Source organism: Paenibacillus sp. FSL P4-0184 (genome assembly GCF_038004625.1).
Taxonomy (GTDB): domain Bacteria; phylum Bacillota; class Bacilli; order Paenibacillales; family Paenibacillaceae; genus Paenibacillus_AQ.
Genome location: NZ_JBBORN010000002.1, coordinates 1057287 through 1076613 on the forward strand (window position 1 = coordinate 1057287; position 19327 = coordinate 1076613).

A 19327-nucleotide genomic window follows, 5' to 3' on the forward strand; every position below is an offset into this window, starting at 1 on the left:
AGGAGAAATCCATGCTGAAGTCAGATATCTATAATATTTTTAAGGTATTGGTGCGGATGGTTAGAAAAAGTCCGATGATCTCAACAATCACTATCATAGTCCCTATAATCAGTGGATTATTAACTTTTTATTCTTACGCTGTCCAAGTGAATATCATTAACGGTGTGGCTCGCGGTGTTATGACGTTGCTCCCTATTCTATGGTTTGTTGTGATTCATGGCGTACAAGCTTGTTCATTAAGCATAACCAACATGATGAAGAATCGAATGAATGCGGAACTAACTCTCGCTTTTCAATCCGAATTGATAGATATTGCAAACCGGGTTGATTTTGAGGATTTTGATGATGAAGAGTTTGGAAATAAACTGCAAAGAGCTAAAAAGGTAGTTGGAGAAGATTTAGAGGGGATTACAGGTTTTTTGGTATCGAGTGTAGGAATTATCTCAGGACTAATAAGCATCATCTGGTTGTCTGCGACAAGTGGTTATTTCTTGGTCACATTCGTAGTAACACTAATGATCGTGACTACCTTAACCATTCGATTATTTACGGAAATTAAAGTGAGAAGAACAGGAAGAGAGCTCACCTTTGATGGAAGAATGGGAGACTATGTTGCTAACACTTTGGAAGACCCTAATGCGATTCGAGAAATGCGAATTTATAACTCCATCTCTTATTTTACAAATCTCTGGGCAATGATTATGAAGAAGCAGCATAATAAAAGATTTAGCGCCAGAAAATTCGAGATCAAAACAGGGATGGTCGTGGCTATGGTCCAGACGAGTGCTATCTTTGTAGTTCTAGTGTACCTGTTAAACAAAATGGGGGAGTCTAATACAGTTACAATTGGAACAATTTCGGTGTTATTTCTGGCGCTGTTATCGAGTGGTGGTAAAATTATGAGTTTGACCTGGCCATTAAGCAAGCTTTACATCAGCAGTAGCAAATTATATGACTTAAATGAAGTACTTACATATAAGAACAGGGATTTTTGCAAAAATAACATCAATAATTCAACTGATGCTATGCTCCCAATTACCGTTTCAAATGTCTATTTTAAATACGCCAAATCGAACAAAAATGTCTTATCTAACATCAATATGACCATAAAGCCGGGTGAGAAAATAGCCATCGTCGGGGAAAATGGAGCAGGGAAATCTACGTTGATTAAAATGTTATTAGGTCAATATAGACCAAGCTCTGGAACGATTTGCTGGAAGGGTCATTTAGAACCTCACGGTAAGGTGTCCGTTGTATTTCAGAATGCTGTGAAGTTTGAATTGACACTAAGAGAAAATATCCTATTGGGCGATGCGAATACACCTTCAGATGATGCTAAAATACTAAGGGTTCTAGAACAATGTGAGCTGATAGATTTGCTCCATGAATTAGGCGGATTAGATGTGAATTTGGGGCAAATAGTAGAAGGAAGCAGGCAGCTATCAGGTGGACAATGGCAAAAGCTGGCGATTGCGCGCGCGTTATACAATGATGCGGAGCTTATAGTATTCGATGAACCTACTTCTGCGATTGATTCGAATGCCGAGATGGAGATCTATACGAAATTATTAGAAATCTGCCAAGATAAAGCAGCTATTTTTATTTCTCATCGCTTGGGTTGGGCGAAGAATGTTGATACGATCTATGTTATGTATCATGGAGAAATTGCTGAAGTAGGAGATCATCAAGACTTAGTACATCACAATGGGATTTATGCAAACATGTACGCTTTACAATCCTCTTGGTATAAGTAGCTTATTAGATGTGATTGCAATTGATATAAGATGGCATATTCTCCTTAACTATACTCATGAGGTTTACTAAAAAAATCCACAACAAATTTCTGAAAGTGTATAGCCGCTTGTGATAAAAAGTGTTTTCTGCTCCAGGCGATGCCAAAAGTGCGTTGACAAAACGGATCGGTTATTTTCAATTGAACGATTTCTGTGTTTTTACTTCTCCTGCTTAAGGCTAAAGGGAGAGTAAAGGTGATACCCAGCCCCATCTGAACTAAGGTTTGAACGGCACTTACTTCTTCGAGCTCGAAAGCAATTAGCGGTTCAAATCCAGCTTGACGGCAAAATGCATCTGTTATTTCACGGAAATTAGATCTAGAAGACAAAGAAATGAAATTCTCACCTGCAGCTTCAATCAAAGAAATACTTTCGCGATTGGCAAAACGATGATTCTTCGGCACACTTAAACATAATTCCTCTTCTGCTAAGGTAAACCATTCGATGTCTGGTCCGGTAACAGGTGTCGAAGATATGCAAAAATCAATCACTGCACTCTCCAGATCGTTTCTCATTTCTAATGCTGAGCCAAGCTGACGCTGAATGATCCGAACGTGCGGGTGAAGGGTAAGAAACTCTTTTAGTAAAGTGGGCAATACATACGGTAGAGTAACTGCTATAGATATTACACCATGTTCAAGTCCGGCCATATCTGTGAGCTCATGCTGACCTTCATCCAGTTCCAGAAATGCTTGCTCCACACGACGAAGATATGTTTTTCCGAATTCGTTCAATTTTAAATTTCTGCCTTGGCGTTCAAATAAGGGAACACCTAAGGTTTTCTCTAACCGTTGGATGGAATTGCTAAGTGAGGGTTGAGATACATTTAATTCTTTGGCGGCATTAGTCATGTGCTCAAGACGAGCAACTACACGGAAATATTGAAGCTGAAGGAATTCCATAACATTGACCTCTCTTTATTCATAACTCTAATGTGATATATCCATCATATAATATGTATTTTACTTAATTAATTTTCGGTCCTATACTATTGTAACATATAAAAAGATATAGGTAGGATGGAGAGAGTCTGCTGTGATTAGAGAGAAAATATGGACCCGGAATTTTATTGTTGTTTGTTTGAGTAGTTTTTTTATGTTTCTGACCTTTTACATTCTGGCGACTGCATTCCCGTTATACGTGAAGGAAAGCTTGCACGGGAATCAGCAGCAAATGGGGTTAGCCATTACCATCTATGTCCTCGGAGGTGTATTGATCCGTCCTTTTTCAGGATCATGGGTTGATAAATTCGGTAAAAAGAAAATGGCGGTTATTGGGCTGGTCTTATTTCTACTCGCCTGTATAGGATACTTCGGAGCTAATGGAATTGTATTGTTTCTGGTGATTCGTTTCATTCACGGTATGAGTTATGCGGTTGCCTCGACAGCGACAAGTACAATAGCTTCCACGCTAATCCCGTACTCACGCCAAGGAGAAGGCATCGGTTATTTCAGTATGTTTATGAGTATTGCGATGGTCATTGGACCAGCTTTGGGTCTTTTTCTATGGAAAGATGAGAACATTCATGTACTGCTGTTAGGTGTATGTGTGATTGCTGCGCTTTCGCTATTATACACATTAGGCGTTCGTATGCCCAAAGAAGAGAAGGATACGGTTAAAAAAGCCGTTAAGGAACCTGTGAAGATGCGAAAGGGTCTTCGCTGGAGTGACGTCATTGAACCCAAAGCACTGCCCATCTCGCTTGTTGGATTTACGCTTGCGTTCTCCTATAGTTCTTTATCTGGTTTTATCGCTTCTTTTACAAAAGAAATTAACCAATCACAGCTTACCGGTTATTTTTTTGTGGCCTTTGCGATTATGATTGTGCTGTTTCGACCGCTAATCGGTAAAGTATTCGATAAATATAATGAACATATTCTCATTTATCCCGGAATTCTGATCTTCGCTGTAGGTCTGCTTAGCTTAAGTCAAGCTAAATCCGGATTCATGTTGATGTTCTCAGGCATCATTATGGGGGTTGGGTATGGCGCACTTATGCCATGCTTTCAGACGCTTGCACTTAAATTAGCCGATAAAGAACGTAGAGGAAGCGCAAACGGAACCTTTTTCTTGTTATTTGATTTGGGGTATGGAGCGGGTTCTTATATTATGGGTGTAGTTGCTTCTTATACAGATTACCGTATGATGTACGAAGTTGCAGGGTTCGTAACGCTTATCTCAGTTGCTGTATACTATTTGCTTCATCACCTACCTCAATGTAAGCTTCGCGTTCAAAAATCTAAAGCTGACGTTGCATAAATGTATACGTTCAGCTGTATGATATAATTGTTGAAAAAAAGGCATGGGGAGAACAATATGACAACAATCATTGATAAAATCGCCTGGATTCATATCGAGAATGGACAAGTCTTATGTGCGCGTTCCAAAGGGAAAGATATGTATTATTTACCTGGAGGAAAAAGAGAAGCCGGAGAAACAGACGAAGAGACGCTCGTGCGCGAAATCGAGGAAGAGATTTCTGTTCAGATCAAGACAGAGACTGTCTCTTATTTTGGAACGTTTGAGGCAGAAGCTCATGGGAAAGCAGAGGGTGTTACAGTCAAAATGACCTGTTATATTGCGGATTATGAAGGGACATTAACGCCAGCGTCCGAAATCGAGGAATTATCTTGGTTAAGCTATAAGGATCGGGATCGCGTGTCTGTTGTTACCCAAATTATTTTTGATCAATTGCATGAGAAGAATTTGCTCTCATAATCAACCATATACAGCATTTGAAGTCCGTTTTAAGCCAGCAAGTTGGCTTGAGACGGTCTTTTTATTTCTACGAGCCAAAGGTCGTTGTTGGGCGATAGCAACGTTTCTTCTCATTAAGGACAGATGTCCTTTTTTAAACCCTTGAATTGCTATTTAATATGTAAGAGATCGAAGTTGAGGAGAGAGAGAAATGAGAGGAATTATATTTGCATTTTTAGCGGGGGCTTGTATTACGCTACAGGGCGTGTCAAATGCTCGAATTAGTCAAGATATCGGGACTTGGCAGGCGGCTACAATTACACAATTAACAGGGTTCATCATGTCCTTTCTCATTCTTTTGTTCGTTAGAGATGGGAAAAAGGGAGGCTTTAAGCAAGTAAAACCATTATATTTGATCGGTGGCGCTTTTGCGGCTGTTATTATTTTCAGTGAAGTAACGGCCATTCAGCAAATTGGTGTTACGTTTACGATATCCTCATTGTTGATTGCTCAGCTATGTCTTACGTTCTTAATTGATATTAAAGGCTGGTTTGGAATGGAAAAGAGAAAAATGAAACTGCCGCAGTTCATCGGCATCGGGTTGATGATCGTTGGCGTAGTAATACTGAAATTTTAATGGCCTTGCGTAAAGTCGATAAATGGAGGAGTTAAGTTATGATTATTGGTTTGATATTAGCGCTTATCGCGGGATCACTAGTGAGTCTGCAAAATATATTTAATACAAAAGTTAATGAAAAGGTTGGATCTTGGGCCACGACAACTTTAGTGTTAGGGATGGGATTCCTAGCTTCATTTATCATAAGTCTTATCGTTGAAGGAAACCGTATATTTACTTTGAGAAATATGGAGCCTTGGTATTGGATCAGTGGTTTGATCGGGGTTGGGGTAGTAATATGCCTTGTGCAAGGAACTAAGCGGTTGGGCCCTACGTATGCGATTTCGATCGTATTAATCTCTCAGCTTGGGTTTGCACTGCTCTGGGATTCACTAGGCTGGTTAGGGCTTGAAAAGGTTCCTTTTACTTGGAAGCAGTTGGTCGGAGTGATTGTTATTGTTGGAGGTATTCTCGTGTTTAAGCTAGGTGGTGAACGGGAGACGCAGAAGGCGGTTTAGGCTTCCCCTCAGTCGCATGTCTGTCAAAATAGAAGTGATGGCAATCACACGAGGATGGAAGGAAATCAAATTATACTTTGGGAAAGTAATAGCTCGATTATAAATAAGGAGTAGATCATCCTATGTTCATACAATTGAACTCCCAAACTATTGAAAAGTTAGAAAAAAGCCTTGGTGAACGACCAGGATATTTTAAATTATTCTTCGATACAGAGGGCTGTGGTTGTAATGGCGTGATCGTAATTCAGGTCATTAGTGAACCTCATGCTACAGATATTGAAATTCAGAAAGAGCCTTTTACTTTTTTTGTTGACCGGCAACAGGAGTCTTTATTTGATGAACAGATGCGACTTGAAGCAGATGAGAATTACCCGTCATTCCGATTAAGTAGTGATTCGAGTCTGTTAGGTAGTAATATTCGTGTAAAAGATATTCGTTAGGCAGGTTGGAGCAGTTGAATGTAGAGTGTGTAGAATGGCTGATGAAGCGATTTTACACACTTTATTTTATTTTTTTCGAGCATTAATATTGTAGACTATGTCACGACGTGATATAGTCACGTTAAGACATATTTAAATGCGACGTATAAATAAAGGGAGCTGGGCATGTTGAACCCTGAGAAAGTATTGAAGAAATACGTACCCATGACTGAAACAGCATTCTATATTCTTTTATCCTTAGATGAACCACGTCATGGATATGGAATAGTGAAGCATGTGGAGAAAATCACGAAAGCACGTCTTTTGTTAGGTTCAGGTACAGTTTATGGCACGTTAACGAAGATGCAAAAAGATGGGATGATTACTGTTTTTGCTGATGAAGAGAGAAAAACAGTTTACGAAAGAACAGACATAGGGATGCTAATTCTTGCTACAGAGATTAATAGGCTTAAAGAGCTACATGAGAATGCTATAAAATATGGAGGTGACATAGATGATTATCAAAATATTTAGACCCTTTTGGAGTTATGATGTTCAGAAAACTGAAGAATGGTTAGCTTCTATGGCGCAAAAAGGCTACGTACTTATCCGAATCAACCGTTTAACTAGAAATTTTTACTTTCAACAGGTTGAATCGAACGTAGCTAACTATCGGATCGTATTCGATAAAGTTCCAAATCCATCCCTTTCTAAAGGATTATTAAATTTTGGCTGGACGAAGGTGTTACAGAGCGGCAAATGGGTTGTGACGATGAATAGGCTGCCTTTAGAACAAATAAGGACATTTCCTGATCGAGAAGGGATCGTAAAGCATAACAAGAAGATCATGTATATTTTTACGGGGATATTGATTTATTTAATGGTTGCATTACTCAATGTAATTTTAATAAGTACGATAGCAATGAGTGTTTCCAAGTCTGGTCATTTTAATGTCTTCAACGGACCTTATGGTTTTATTCCCGCTACTGCATTAGGACTTAGCATTATCTTATGTATTTTCACCGTATATTCGCTGATCACATTAAACAAGACGAACCAAAGATTAACAGAAGAATTCATACAACCAAACAAGCAAAATGGTGAGGGGACATCCTTTCTGAAAGACAGGCTAAGTAAGAATGAAGAGAAGCGTTTGAAAAGTTCAGGTCAACTTGTTATGAAGTGGAAGCTTGGATGGATGTATGCGCCGGATCGGCTTGAAGAGTGGCTAGAGGGAATGGAGGAAAAAGGATACAATCTGTACAGAGTTGGCAAAACAGGAACTGCCTTTTATTTTAAAAAAGGGAAGCCTCGTAAGATGTGTTATTGTGCGGACTTACAAAATACTGCTGATACCAATTACTTCAACATTCATACGGATTCTGGCTGGGTATGTCTGTATAAATCGAGTTCATGGAGTCAGAAGTGGGTCTTATGGGGCCAAGAATATGTTTCAGGTGAAGTAAAACCGCAAATATACAGCGATAAGTTAAATCAGTTGAAACTAGCTAGACGTATAGCTTTAACGTATTCTGCTATGTTCTTACCCCTCACTATTTTATATATGTATATCATTGGTTTAAATGTAAGATTATCGACTTATTCTAACTTGGATCGATTGCAGATCATAAATATGATCTTGTACGCCATCTTAATTCTAATGTTTGGATCATATGTAAGCAGAACTTGGCTATATTACAACCGACTTCGTAAACATCATCAATAATATCGTGGAGGTGTATGATGCGACAGAACATTTATGACAACCCTGAGTTTTTTCAAATGTATAAGAACTTAAGGGAGTCAAGAATTACATACAATGACTTTATTGAACAGCCTGCAATAAGAGGGTTACTTCCAAACCTACAGGATTTAAATGTTCTCGACCTTGGCTGCGGTTTTGGAGAACAGGCGAACTATATGATTGATAACCACGCTTCACAGGTAACAGGTGTAGATATATCAGAGAAGATGTTAGCTATGGCAAGGAAACGACCTGAGATCCGTTATATACAGGGCTCTATGGAAGAAATCGAATTTAATCGAAATGAATTTGATTTGGTAGTAAGTTCGTTAGCTTTTCATTATGTCGAGGATTATAAAACACTCATTAGTAGGATTTCAAAGTGGATTAAACCAAATGGATACCTAGTATTTTCAACAGAACATCCTGTTGTTTTATCAAATAAGATTCAAAGTGGGTGGGTTAAAGATTCCAATCATAATATCCTACATTGGCCCATTGATAATTATGGAGAAGAAGGTCTCAGAAATCAGTTTTGGGGAATCGATGGTGTCATAAAATACCATAGAAAACTTTCAACTTTACTTAATACTTTGATCCAAAATGGACTGACTATTGAAGAAATTGTTGAACCTGAATCCAACCTTGAGGGTCTTGAGAAGATGCCCAAATTAATAAATGAAAGAAGGAGACCTTCATTTTTATTAATTAAGGCTAGGAAAACAGTTATGCATGGACAGTAATCTTCAGTTATGAATAAACTTTACCAACCGATGAAGGACGATTACTTTATACTTATGTATACAGCATTTTGCAATGATAATAAGGGGAGTGTTTGTATGCATGAAATACCTCATGAGGATTATTATAAAGTGAAGCCACTACTTCAAGGAGAGCATATCCATCCTGAAATTCTCTCTGTGATTGAAGGCAATAATCCTGGTTGGATCTTTGTCGATCCACTTACAGCACCAAAGAGTGCGTTAGTATGGAGTCAGGGGATTGAAGGGTTTTATCTTATCGGCGATCACACCAATCAAGCCTTTATCCATGCACTGGACAGTTATGTAACAGATCAAATTGTACCTAGAATGAAGGAACTCGGGATGGAACATTTCGAAGTTTCTGGTCAACATGATGAATGGAATCTGGAATTGATGTTTCCTTCTAGGAAGTTATATCCTTTTGAACAGATGGTGTTCAAGTTACTTCACAAGCCGCCTACGAGCCTGACTAATGGGATTAGAACTATAAATCTTAAAATGCTGGATTGGGAGAACTCAGATCTAAAGAATATAGAATTTGTACATGAAAATATTGATTTATTCTGGTCATCGAAAGAAGACTTTGCTGAAAAAGGCTACGGATATGCTGCTGTTGAGGGATCTGAGGTTATGGGTGTGTGTTATTCTAGTTTTGTTACACAGGATACACACGCAATCGGAATTGAAACCCTTCCTAAATATCAGAAACAAGGAGTGGGGACACATTTAGCAACGCTAGTAGTTGAAGATGTGCTTGCCAATGGCTTTATTCCTTACTGGGATTGTTCACTAGATAATGAAGCTTCGAAAAAATCGGCACTACGACTAGGGTTTCAACAGATACATCAATATAAGTGTGGAGCTTTTGCAATATAATCATTTCAGAGACGTCTATTCAATGGAGTAGACGTTTTTATTATATTTACCGTGGAGTTGTAAATACTTTAATATGAATTGTAATTTGGTATAACTCTATAATTATGAGAGAATGATCATCGGAACGAATGGAACGATTGAATACATTATAAGGTTAGGATGATCATCCATGAAAATTTTTCTTGTCGAGGACGATAGAACGATAGCATCAGGGCTTGAATATTCATTACAGCAGGATCATTTTGAAACCCTTCTATGTTATGACGCCAGCTCAGCCAAAGCGGTGTTATCTGAGCAGTTATCAGAGCTCACCTTATGCATCTTTGACCTCTCACTTCCGGATGGCAGCGGTTATGAATTGTGCAAGATCGTAAAAGCACAAAGTGATATACCGGTAATTTTTTTAACGGCGATTGATGATGAGGTCAATGTGGTGATGGGACTCGATATGGGGGCAGATGATTACATAACCAAGCCTTTTCGGATTCGGGAGCTGCTATCGCGGATTAAATCCGTCTTAAGGAGATATAACAAGCAGGCTCAGACCCAATCCAATATCGAATTAGTGAATATACGGATTAACACGCTTGAAGGAAAGGTTTATAAGAACGGCGATGAAGTGCTATTGACCGCATTAGAATATCGATTATTACTGATCTTTGCTAACCATGTTGGTCAGGTTCTCTCAAGAAATCAATTGTTAGAACGCATTTGGGATGTGGCAGGTGAATTCGTGAACGACAATACATTATCGGTTTACATAAAAAGACTTAGGGAAAAGTTAGAAGATAACCCCCAAGAACCAACACTGATCAAAACAGTTCGAGGCTTGGGTTACAAGGTTGGTGATTAGGATGCTTCGTAATAGAGAATTTAGATGGTTATTGTTTACGATGTGCTTGATCAGTCTTGTGGCTACAGCGGTGGCGACATTTATATCGTTAGAGGCGGTAGGGCTCATAGCTGGGACTTCAGCTTTGCTTATAGCTTGCAGTGTATTGTTTACCCGCTGGAGATATGGTGAAATTGAAAAGCTCTCAGGGTATCTGCGCCAAATCAGTAGTGGGAATTATTCGCTCGATGTTCGTGATAATCAGGAAGGTGAGCTTAGTATCCTGAAGAATGACATTTATAAAGTGACGCTGATGTTATCCGAGCAGAGTGCGCAATTACAAGAAGATAAAATGAAGCTCACCAATGCGATTTCGGATATCTCTCATCAGCTCAAAACCCCGCTTACTTCCATGACTGTGATGGCAGATTTATTAAGTGATCCTGAGCTGCACACTGAGAAGAGAATGGAGTTTACCCGGAAAATTACGATTCAGCTCGAACGAATTGGCTGGTTAGTCTCCTCTTTATTAAAGTTCTCCAAGATCGATGCTGGAACCATTCATTTTAAAAAAGATCTTGTTCTGGTGAACAAGCTAGTTCAAAAATCTTTGGAGCCCATGTTAATTCCAATGGATATTAAAGAACAACGGATCTTGATTGATGGAGATGATAGCACCACATTTACGGGCGATCTCAATTGGACAACTGAGGCGATCATTAATATTCTGAAAAACTGTGTAGAGCACACACCTGCTGGGGGAGAAATTTCGATTTCTTTTGCAGAAAATGCACTGTTTACGGAAATTATCATTACAGATAACGGCAAAGGAATCCCAAAGACAGAGATCCCCTATATCTTCAAACGATTCTATAAAGGTAAGAATGCAAGCGAAGATAGTGTAGGGATTGGACTTGCCTTGGCACAAAGCATTATCACAGGACAAAACGGAACGATCGATGTGAAGAGTGAAGTGGGAAAGGGTTCACAATTTCAGATCAAATTTTATAAGCAAGTCATTTAGCACATATGGCTTAGTGACTAGAATGTCACTTTAGAGTCACTGGATAGTCATTGTAGACAGATATACTGATCTCATCAACAAATGGAGGTCTAACAATGGACATTTTAAAGATTGAACATCTGTCTAAAACATATGGAAAAGGCGAAACAGCGGTAAAGGCACTGGATGATGTATCTTTTTCGATTAAAAAAGGGGAATTCGTAGCGATTATCGGGCCATCTGGCTCCGGGAAATCGACCATTCTGCACTTATTAGGCGGAGTGGATAGACCGACAAGCGGCAAAGTATTCGTAGATAACACGGATATTTATGAATTGAATGAAACACAACTGGCGATCTTTAGACGCAGACAAATTGGGCTGATTTATCAATTCTATAATCTTATACCGGTCTTAACGGTCGAAGAGAACATCACACTTCCTTTACTCCTTGATCAGCACAAGGTAGATAAGAAACAATTTGCGGATACTGTAAAGGCGTTAAATTTGGAGAATCGCTTAAATCATCTCCCGAATCAGCTCTCAGGCGGGCAACAACAGCGGGTCTCTATTGGCAGAGCGTTAATTAGTAATCCTGCAATCATGCTGGCGGATGAGCCAACCGGTAATCTGGATAGTAAGAACAGTGGTGAAATTATAGACTTACTAAAAATGTTTAATAAAACCTATAATCAAACACTGATTGTCATTACTCATGATGAACGGATTGCATTACAAGCGGATAGAGTGATTACCATTGAAGATGGAAGGATCGCCAAAGATGAGGTGATTCGTCCGTGAATATCGTAAATAAATTAACGCTTAGACATTTGAAGCAAAATAAACGAAGAACATTGGTTACTATCATTGGAGTCATCATTTCTGTGGCTATGGTGACGGCTGTGGCAACGCTTGGTTTTTCATTTATGGAATTAATGAGGCAGCAGAGTATCTCAACAAATGGAGAATGGCATGTCCAATATAGAAATGTTACTAAAGCTCAGCTTAAAGCGATAGAAGCGGATGATGCAACGAAAACACTTGTCATCTCAAATGATCGTGGCTATGCCCCTTTAGAGGGGGGACAGAATGAGAACAAGCCCTATTGGTATATTAAGGAATATAATTTAGCTGGTTTTAAACAATTTCCGATTGAACTTCTGGATGGAAGACTCCCGAAGACTAACTATGAAGTAGTCATTTCTGAGGAAATTGCAAAAAACGCTAAAGTAACATACAAGATTGGTGAAACTTTAACTCTCGATGTCGGAGAGCGAGTCACTAGGGATGATAAAAATAGTGGGCAGCCCTTATCTCAGAACGAACGATTACGGACTGAAGAGGATACCCTGAATGAAGAGATCATTCATAAAAAACCAATGAACTACACGATTGTGGGAGTGATAAAGCGCCCTACTTGGGAACCAACATGGTCCCCGGGTTATACTGCTCTAAGTTATGTGGATGAAAGCTTGATTGGAGCAGCTGAAAAAACCACAGCGACGGTTGTATTAAATAAGGTGGATAGCTCCATATACAAGCATGCAGAGGAATTGGCACGAGAAAACAATATCGAGTCGATCTCTTATAATAATAGTCTGCTCCGCTATTATGGTGTGACGAATAACGATGGCTTACGTAACACACTTCTTTCATTGTCAGTCATCGTTATGACTGTGATTATCATTGGTTCCGTTTCTTTAATCTATAATGCTTTCGCAATTTCTGTCTCGGAACGTGCACGCCATTTAGGAATGCTCTCCAGCGTAGGTGCTACAAAGAGGCAGAAGCAGAATTCAGTGTTTTTTGAAGGGATGATTATCGGTTTAATTAGTATACCTATTGGGATCCTTTGCGGAATTACAGGAATCGGGATCACTTTTATGTTTATCAATTCGATGATTCAAGATGTATTAGGGATAACAGAAAAATTAACGTTGGTTGTTACACCTCTATCTCTTCTAACCGCTTGTGTAGTTTCAATTATGACGATTTTTATATCCACCTATCTTCCAGCCCGAAAAGCTTCAAAGATCTCGGCAATTGATGCGATCAGACAATCAACCGATGTTAAGCTCTCTGGTAAAGCGGTGAAAACTTCCAAGTTCGTTCGCAAGTTGTTTGGAATTGAAGCAGAAATTGGTTTGAAGAATTTAAAGAGAAATAAACGCAGGTACCAAGCAACCGTGTTCTCACTTGTCATTAGTATTGTTCTGTTTTTATCCGTATCTTCGTTCACTACTAATATGAGAAAGTCGGTAGAACTCTCACAGGATGGTTTAAACTATGATATCCAAGTTTATATGGGGACTGAGGACGCTCAAAAAGTAGCTCGGCTGACGAAATCGATATCTGCCTTACCTAATATAACGGAATATAATGTGGTCAGGGAACTAAGCTTGAGTTCATGGATTGATGAAAAAGATATGGCAAAAGAATTGCAAGAGAGCGTGGAGAAGGATAGCAGTATTTTAAAGAATGGGAAATATCCTTATTACATTCAGATCCATGCCCTAAATGAAGAGAGTTTGAGAACCTATGCAGAATCCGTCGGTGTAAGTTATGAACAATTAACGGATCTCAATCAGATGTCAGCTATTGTGAATGATACCGTCACCTTTGAGGATGAGAACGCCAAAAAAATTATTGAGACCAAAGCTCTTCATTCGGAAATCGGTCAGAAGCTTGATTTAATTTATACGGATTGGAACACAGAGAAAGAGACGGAATTACCACCAGTAGAAATCGTCGCATTAACTGATAAACGCCCTATGGGTGTTCATTCAGCACTAGTTGGTGGATTAAACATCATTGTCTCTGAACAAGTCTTCGATCAATTAACAAATGATACGATGAGTAACGATATAGAAAGCCGACTAAACCTGAACAGCTCTGATCCATTAGCGACACAACAAGCCATTGAGGAAATGAAAGAGCGGAATGTCTATGTTCAAAATGTGTTTCAAAATAGACAAAATAGTGAACAGATGATCATGTTAATGTCTATTTTTACCTATGGTTTTATTGCTTTGATTACATTAATATCGATTGCAAATATTTTCAATACGATATCAACCAGCATATCACTTCGTAAAAGAGAGTTTGCGATGTTGAAGTCTGTAGGGATGACGCCAAACGGTTTTAATAAAATGATTAATTATGAAAGTATCTTCTATGGGATAAAATCACTACTTTACGGGCTTCCGATTAGCATAGTCGTGATGTACTTGATCTATAGATCCATGATGAGTAGTTTCTCCTATGGATTCGCACTTCCGTGGATGAGTATCTTGTATGTCATAGTCGCTGTATTTATCATTGTTAGCTCGGCTATGCTGTACTCCAGTTCAAAAGTGAAGAAGGAAAATATTATTGATGCTTTAAAACAGGAGAATATATAAAGATTAGCCGCGATAATCGCGGCTTTTTTAGACTTATTTGAAGGTATATATTTTTTGGGGGTATTTTGTGTCATATATGACACGAACGGTATGTTATTACATATAAATCCCTATGATATAATGTATTCAATTGAATTTAACAGATTATAACTTTAGAGGCAGGTGTCAACGCTTGAGGACGGTCGTCGTGATTGGCGGGGGAATTACTGGATTGTCTACCGCTTACTATCTACAGAAATCTATACAGCATAATAAGTTGGATGTAAAAATCATTTTGGTTGAAGCCAGCGATAGATTGGGCGGCAAAATCAGAACACTTCAGCATGATGACTTCATCATGGAGTCTGGTGCTGATTCAATTGTCACTCGCAAGACAAATGTAGCACCATTGATTGAAGAATTAGGCATTCAGGATGAGGTTGTATATAACGCGACAGGAATATCATACATCTACACAGAAGGTAAGCTGAAGCAAATTCCTAAAGATGCAATCTTTGGCATCCCTCTCAGTATTGAATCGCTTGCTACTACAGATTTGATCTCTGCTGAAGGTAAAGTTGAAGCACTTAAAGATTTCTATACTCCGAATGATCGTTTTACGAAAAACGATTCTGTAGGTGATTTTCTGGAAGCTTTCTTTGGAAAAGAACTTGTCGAGAAGCAAATATCACCTGTCCTATCAGGGGTATATTCCGGGAAATTGAGTGAACTTACCATTGCCTCGACCCTTCCTTATTTGATTGATTATAAAAATGAATATGGAAGTATTATTCAGGGATTGTCCGCGAATAAAGCTAAATTCCAGGGGAACGGCGATAAGAAGTTTATGTCTTTTAAGGGTGGCGTATCTGCTCTGATTGATGCCATGGAAGAACAGCTGTCCGATGTAGAGATCATCAAAGGGATTTGGGCAGAGCGCATTGTAAAGGATGGACAACGGTACCGGGTAACACTGGCAGATGGACGAATCTTGGACAGCGATTTTGCCGTACTAGGAACGATGCATTCTACTGCACAAGCATTACTTCAAGACGAAGCGCTGAATGAAGATTTCAAACAGTTGTTTAACAGCTCTATGATTAGTGTGTATCTAGGATTTGATATCCCTGACAGTCAACTGCCAGCGAACGGTACAGGGTTCATAACAGCCAACAGTGACGATGTTCTTTGTAATGCTTGTACGTGGACAAGTCGCAAGTGGGAGCACACGTCTGGTCAACAACGTCTGCTTGTCAGACTCTTTTATAAAAGCTCAGGACCGCATTATGAGTCCTTGATTAAGCTTTCAGAAGAGGAATTATTAAAGGTGGCGTTGAATGATATACAGACCAGTCTTGGAATTACTGGACAGCCAGTTACCCACGATGTGACCAAATGGCATGATGTTATGCCAAATTACCACAAACGCCATCACGAGATTGTAGTATCCTTAGAGAAGAAGATTGCAGATCATTATCCGAATGTAATCCTTGCTGGATGTTCTTATTATGGCGTGGGTATTCCTGATTGTATTGCAAATGGAGAGAAGACAGCGGAACGCATTTTGGAACAAGTAATTACACATTAAACAAAGGAGGGCGGACAATAGTGAGAAAATTAGCGATAAGCTCTATGCAAAGTCTAGACTATAAACAACGGCGGTTGTTTGTATAGAGCGAATAAAAATTGATTTACCGCCAGTGCACTGTGCAGGGTTGTTTTTAGAATAGACTTTGCTACCTTCAAACTCAAAAAAAGTTTAAGGAGCAGAGCGACTATGAAATATGTAAATGCAGATACGATTTTTCCAAAAGAATTATTAGAGGAAATTCAGAAATATATTAATGGTGGTTTGGTGTATATCCCTAAGCCTGAAGAAGCACATGTAAAATGGGGCGAGAAGTCAGGGAGCAGAAAATACTTAAGATCTAGAAATATTGAGATTTGTTTAAGGTTTGCCGTTGGAGCAACGGTTGACCAGCTTTCGGATGAATACTGCCTATCAAGGGACAGTATTAAGAAGATTGTTTACACAAAAAAATAGCTATAATCCCAAAAAGCCACGTTAGAGGAAGCTCTTACGTGGCTTTTTGGGATTTAATTATCATTCAATCTTAAAGTTGTGTTTTTATAGCTTTTAAATAGATTTGATGCAAAGCCTGCAATTCTGGATTGGGTGCTTTAATTTTTTTTGCTTCTACTACCAGTTTAGTGTAATTAGGAAGGATCACATTATTAAACGCAGTGTAGCGTTGCTTTCTATTGGTACCCGTGTCTATTCTGTTCTTAATATATGCCTCATTGGCAATTTCGTCATATTGAATAATAGCTGCTATCTGATTAGAATAGGTTGTGAAATCTAACACTTCTTGAGGTGTTTTCATCTTTTCTTCGTAAGCAGACTTGGATAGAACGGTAATTGGATATCTTTCTTCAGTCCAACCAGGAATGTTGAAGACTACTTCTGCAGAACCTTCTTGAACGCCTGTAACAATATAATCTGAATATCCATCCAATTCAACGGTAAGTATGGATTCATCAGAAACTTCCGGTGTCAATTTTGCATATGTAAGACTGGTCATTTCAGCTAGTAAGCGAACATTTATTTTTGTAGTTCCACCCACAGAAATAACATCGCTAGACAAAGTAATACTTGCCTCATTGAGTAATTTCTTATCAGCAGCAAACACAGTGGATGGCATTAATAAAGCAAAAACCATAGTAGAAAGTATAAAACATTGACTAAACCTTTTCATTAGCAATCAACCTTATCGTTTGATTTTGTAGTCACTCGAAGTAATCTTGTATTCCATAATATTCCTGATTCCTTCTGAGTTTTACTATAAATTGTTTCTTCCCAAATACCAACTATTTTTTAAAAGCTTTGGGGTGGATCACCGAAACAAACGAATTCAAATATAAAGATGGATAGGGCGACAACCTGTATTTTTGATACAAGTAGTCGCCCTATCCATTAAATATGTAAAGCTATACGATTTGTTTATTCATATTCAAAGAGGCTTCAAATGCATCAATAATATAGAGGAATCTTTCAGCTTCTCGGAATACATGATCCGCAAGCAGTGGATGAATGATGCTTTTTATACGACATTCTTCAATAAGATCTCGAGCGGTTTTCTTGAAATCACGGAGGGATTTAACCGAGACTTTATTCTCGTCAAGTTGTTGACTTAGCAGGGGTTTGGTTTGGGATTGAGGACGCATGGAGCTAAGATCAATAGCTTGATACAACAATGTATCGAAATCATGGCTGAAATTTCTCGCTTGTTCAACGAGTTGACGTTCAGAGGGGTCCAATAAATGTCCAATGAATTTGGCATGATCCGCCATTATACGTAGAAAGAACACATTTTCATTGATAATTGCGTCAGGCAAAGGATCTAACCTACCTAGATTCAATTCTTCCAGTCGATTTCGAAAATAATTGGCTTCCCTGCTGACATGATCCACCAATAAAGGAAAATTCGTACCTCCTGGAAGTTTGCATTGTAAAATTAATCCTAATATTTTCCTTTTAAAAGCCCAGATATGTGAAGCAGCACTATGAACTTCCTCATTAAACTTCCGTATAACTGCCGGATCAGAATCCACAGTAAATCCGAGGGATCTATTCTCGATGGCTTCGAATGTGGCGTAGAAATGGTTCGCTTCATTAATTAGTTGCGTGTCTTCACAACGAAATCCTAATTTAAGAAAAAAAGAATGTTCTTTCATAATTCGTGACCAGAATCTAATTTCATCAAGAGATCTCGAAACAAAAGGATCCGGCATTTTTAAAACGCACCTCCCATATTTATACAATCATAATATGCGTGAAGTTTGTACTATATCCGCAAGAATTCAGGCGAATATGCCGTAGTACACAAACGCTTACGATCTGGAACTACGGTAGTATATAATTGACTGTATGTTCATTAACTACGAGGTGGAAGATTTATGGCAGACAAAACATACTTAGATTTACGGATAAGGAAGACAAGAAAAGCAATCCGGAATGCTTTTATAGATTTATTAGCAGAGAAAGAACTGAATAAGATCTCGATCAACGCTATTACGCAAAAGGCTGAAATCAATCGAGCCACATTTTATTTACATTACAAAGATATTAATGATTTGATTGATAGTATCTTGGATGATTTATTAGCAGATTTAAAGAAAATACTCATAGATAAATTTGAAGAATCCTATAGACCAGGGGATGAACTTACCTCGCTGATTTTATTGCTTGAGCATATTGCAGAGAATTCTCATATGTATAAGGTGTTGCTTGTAACCAAAAACATTCCTTATTTCACACCGAAATTGATGGATCTGTTATATGAATTGATATTAACAACTACAGAACAACAATCGATTCAAAAAACAGAGGATTTCTTAACCGTTGATACTCCATCTGATATTGCAGCTTGGTATGGAACATCTGCTATCATTGGTACAATTTCCATGTGGCTAGGCAATGATATGCCTTATACACCTAAATATTTAGCAGAACGAATCATACAGTTAAATCCATTTATACCTGCAAATAATAAAAAGATATAGTGAATTGTTTCACTATTTAAATTTTAATTAACACATATTTATCAACTGTTGCTTTATTAACGCTTTCAGTATTATTGTAGATTGCTTAGCTCCTTAATAACTACTACCATGAAAGTAATAGAT

General features: G+C 38.5%; 20 protein-coding genes. 17 read left to right on the plus strand and 3 right to left on the minus strand.

Going from position 1 to position 19327, the window contains the following annotated elements:
- The first annotated feature begins 11 nt into the window (after positions 1-11).
- A complete protein-coding gene (locus MKY52_RS26715) occupies positions 12-1754 on the plus strand; it encodes an ABC transporter ATP-binding protein (RefSeq protein WP_341054685.1) in 1743 nt (580 codons plus the stop codon).
- Between the two features lie 44 nt (positions 1755-1798).
- On the opposite strand, the gene MKY52_RS26720 is transcribed toward MKY52_RS26715, so the two are convergent.
- Positions 1799-2695, minus strand: a complete 897-nt coding sequence (locus MKY52_RS26720) for a LysR family transcriptional regulator (RefSeq protein WP_341054687.1) — start codon at positions 2693-2695, stop codon at positions 1799-1801.
- 133 nt (positions 2696-2828) lie between these two features.
- Here MKY52_RS26720 and MKY52_RS26725 point away from each other — a divergent pair, with 133 nt between their 5' ends.
- The 15 genes from MKY52_RS26725 to MKY52_RS26795 all read left to right on the plus strand — a co-directional run bounded on the left by MKY52_RS26725 (position 2829) and on the right by MKY52_RS26795 (position 16685).
- On the plus strand, positions 2829-4052 hold the full coding sequence (locus tag MKY52_RS26725; RefSeq protein WP_341054689.1) for an MFS transporter: 1224 nt from the start codon (positions 2829-2831) through the stop codon (positions 4050-4052).
- A gap of 57 nt (positions 4053-4109) precedes the next feature.
- On the plus strand, positions 4110-4511 hold the full coding sequence (locus MKY52_RS26730) for an NUDIX hydrolase (RefSeq protein WP_149644449.1): 402 nt from the start codon (positions 4110-4112) through the stop codon (positions 4509-4511).
- Positions 4512-4701: 190 nt separating this feature from the next.
- Positions 4702-5127, plus strand: coding sequence for a DMT family transporter (locus tag MKY52_RS26735; RefSeq protein WP_341054691.1), 426 nt, complete (start codon positions 4702-4704; stop codon positions 5125-5127).
- Between the two features lie 38 nt (positions 5128-5165).
- A complete protein-coding gene (locus MKY52_RS26740) occupies positions 5166-5624 on the plus strand; it encodes a DMT family transporter (protein ID WP_341054693.1) in 459 nt (152 codons plus the stop codon).
- A gap of 122 nt (positions 5625-5746) precedes the next feature.
- Positions 5747-6064, plus strand: a complete 318-nt coding sequence (locus MKY52_RS26745; protein WP_341054695.1) for an iron-sulfur cluster biosynthesis family protein — start codon at positions 5747-5749, stop codon at positions 6062-6064.
- A 165-nt stretch (positions 6065-6229) separates the two neighbouring features.
- On the plus strand, positions 6230-6577 hold the full coding sequence (locus MKY52_RS26750) for a PadR family transcriptional regulator (RefSeq protein ID WP_371915742.1): 348 nt from the start codon (positions 6230-6232) through the stop codon (positions 6575-6577).
- A complete protein-coding gene (locus MKY52_RS26755; RefSeq protein WP_341054696.1) occupies positions 6558-7769 on the plus strand; it encodes a DUF2812 domain-containing protein in 1212 nt (403 codons plus the stop codon). The genes MKY52_RS26750 and MKY52_RS26755 overlap by 20 nt, the downstream gene beginning before the upstream one ends.
- A gap of 14 nt (positions 7770-7783) precedes the next feature.
- Positions 7784-8530, plus strand: coding sequence for a class I SAM-dependent methyltransferase (locus tag MKY52_RS26760; protein WP_341054697.1), 747 nt, complete (start codon positions 7784-7786; stop codon positions 8528-8530).
- Between the two features lie 96 nt (positions 8531-8626).
- Positions 8627-9427, plus strand: coding sequence for a GNAT family N-acetyltransferase (locus MKY52_RS26765; protein WP_341054698.1), 801 nt, complete (start codon positions 8627-8629; stop codon positions 9425-9427).
- Positions 9428-9596: 169 nt separating this feature from the next.
- Positions 9597-10280 carry a response regulator transcription factor gene (locus MKY52_RS26770; protein WP_341054700.1) on the plus strand — a complete coding sequence of 228 codons (684 nt, stop codon included), beginning with the start codon at positions 9597-9599 and terminating at the stop codon, positions 10278-10280.
- A gap of 1 nt (position 10281) precedes the next feature.
- Positions 10282-11283 (plus strand): sensor histidine kinase, encoded by a 1002-nt coding sequence (locus MKY52_RS26775; protein ID WP_341054703.1) that lies wholly within the window; start codon positions 10282-10284, stop codon positions 11281-11283.
- 95 nt (positions 11284-11378) lie between these two features.
- Entirely contained in the window at positions 11379-12062 is a 684-nt protein-coding gene (locus tag MKY52_RS26780) for an ABC transporter ATP-binding protein (protein WP_042127549.1), read from the plus strand.
- Positions 12059-14662, plus strand: a complete 2604-nt coding sequence (locus tag MKY52_RS26785; protein ID WP_341054704.1) for an ABC transporter permease — start codon at positions 12059-12061, stop codon at positions 14660-14662. The genes MKY52_RS26780 and MKY52_RS26785 overlap by 4 nt, the downstream gene beginning before the upstream one ends.
- A 172-nt stretch (positions 14663-14834) precedes the next feature.
- Positions 14835-16229, plus strand: a complete 1395-nt coding sequence (locus MKY52_RS26790) for a protoporphyrinogen oxidase (RefSeq protein ID WP_341054706.1) — start codon at positions 14835-14837, stop codon at positions 16227-16229.
- A gap of 189 nt (positions 16230-16418) precedes the next feature.
- Positions 16419-16685, plus strand: coding sequence for a CD3324 family protein (locus MKY52_RS26795; RefSeq protein ID WP_042127555.1), 267 nt, complete (start codon positions 16419-16421; stop codon positions 16683-16685).
- A gap of 70 nt (positions 16686-16755) precedes the next feature.
- Here MKY52_RS26795 and MKY52_RS26800 read toward each other — a convergent pair whose 3' ends face one another.
- Both MKY52_RS26800 and MKY52_RS26805 read right to left on the minus strand, forming a co-directional pair.
- On the minus strand, positions 16756-17397 hold the full coding sequence (locus tag MKY52_RS26800; RefSeq protein WP_341054708.1) for a hypothetical protein: 642 nt from the start codon (positions 17395-17397) through the stop codon (positions 16756-16758).
- Positions 17398-17629: 232 nt separating this feature from the next.
- The gene (locus MKY52_RS26805; protein ID WP_149644458.1) at positions 17630-18433 is read right to left on the minus strand and encodes a DUF2935 domain-containing protein; all 804 of its coding nucleotides are present in this window, start codon (positions 18431-18433) and stop codon (positions 17630-17632) included.
- A 165-nt stretch (positions 18434-18598) separates the two neighbouring features.
- Here MKY52_RS26805 and MKY52_RS26810 point away from each other — a divergent pair, with 165 nt between their 5' ends.
- Positions 18599-19204: a TetR/AcrR family transcriptional regulator gene (locus MKY52_RS26810; protein ID WP_341054710.1), complete on the plus strand. Its 606-nt coding sequence runs from the start codon at positions 18599-18601 to the stop codon at positions 19202-19204.
- The last annotated feature ends 123 nt before the right edge of the window (positions 19205-19327 follow it).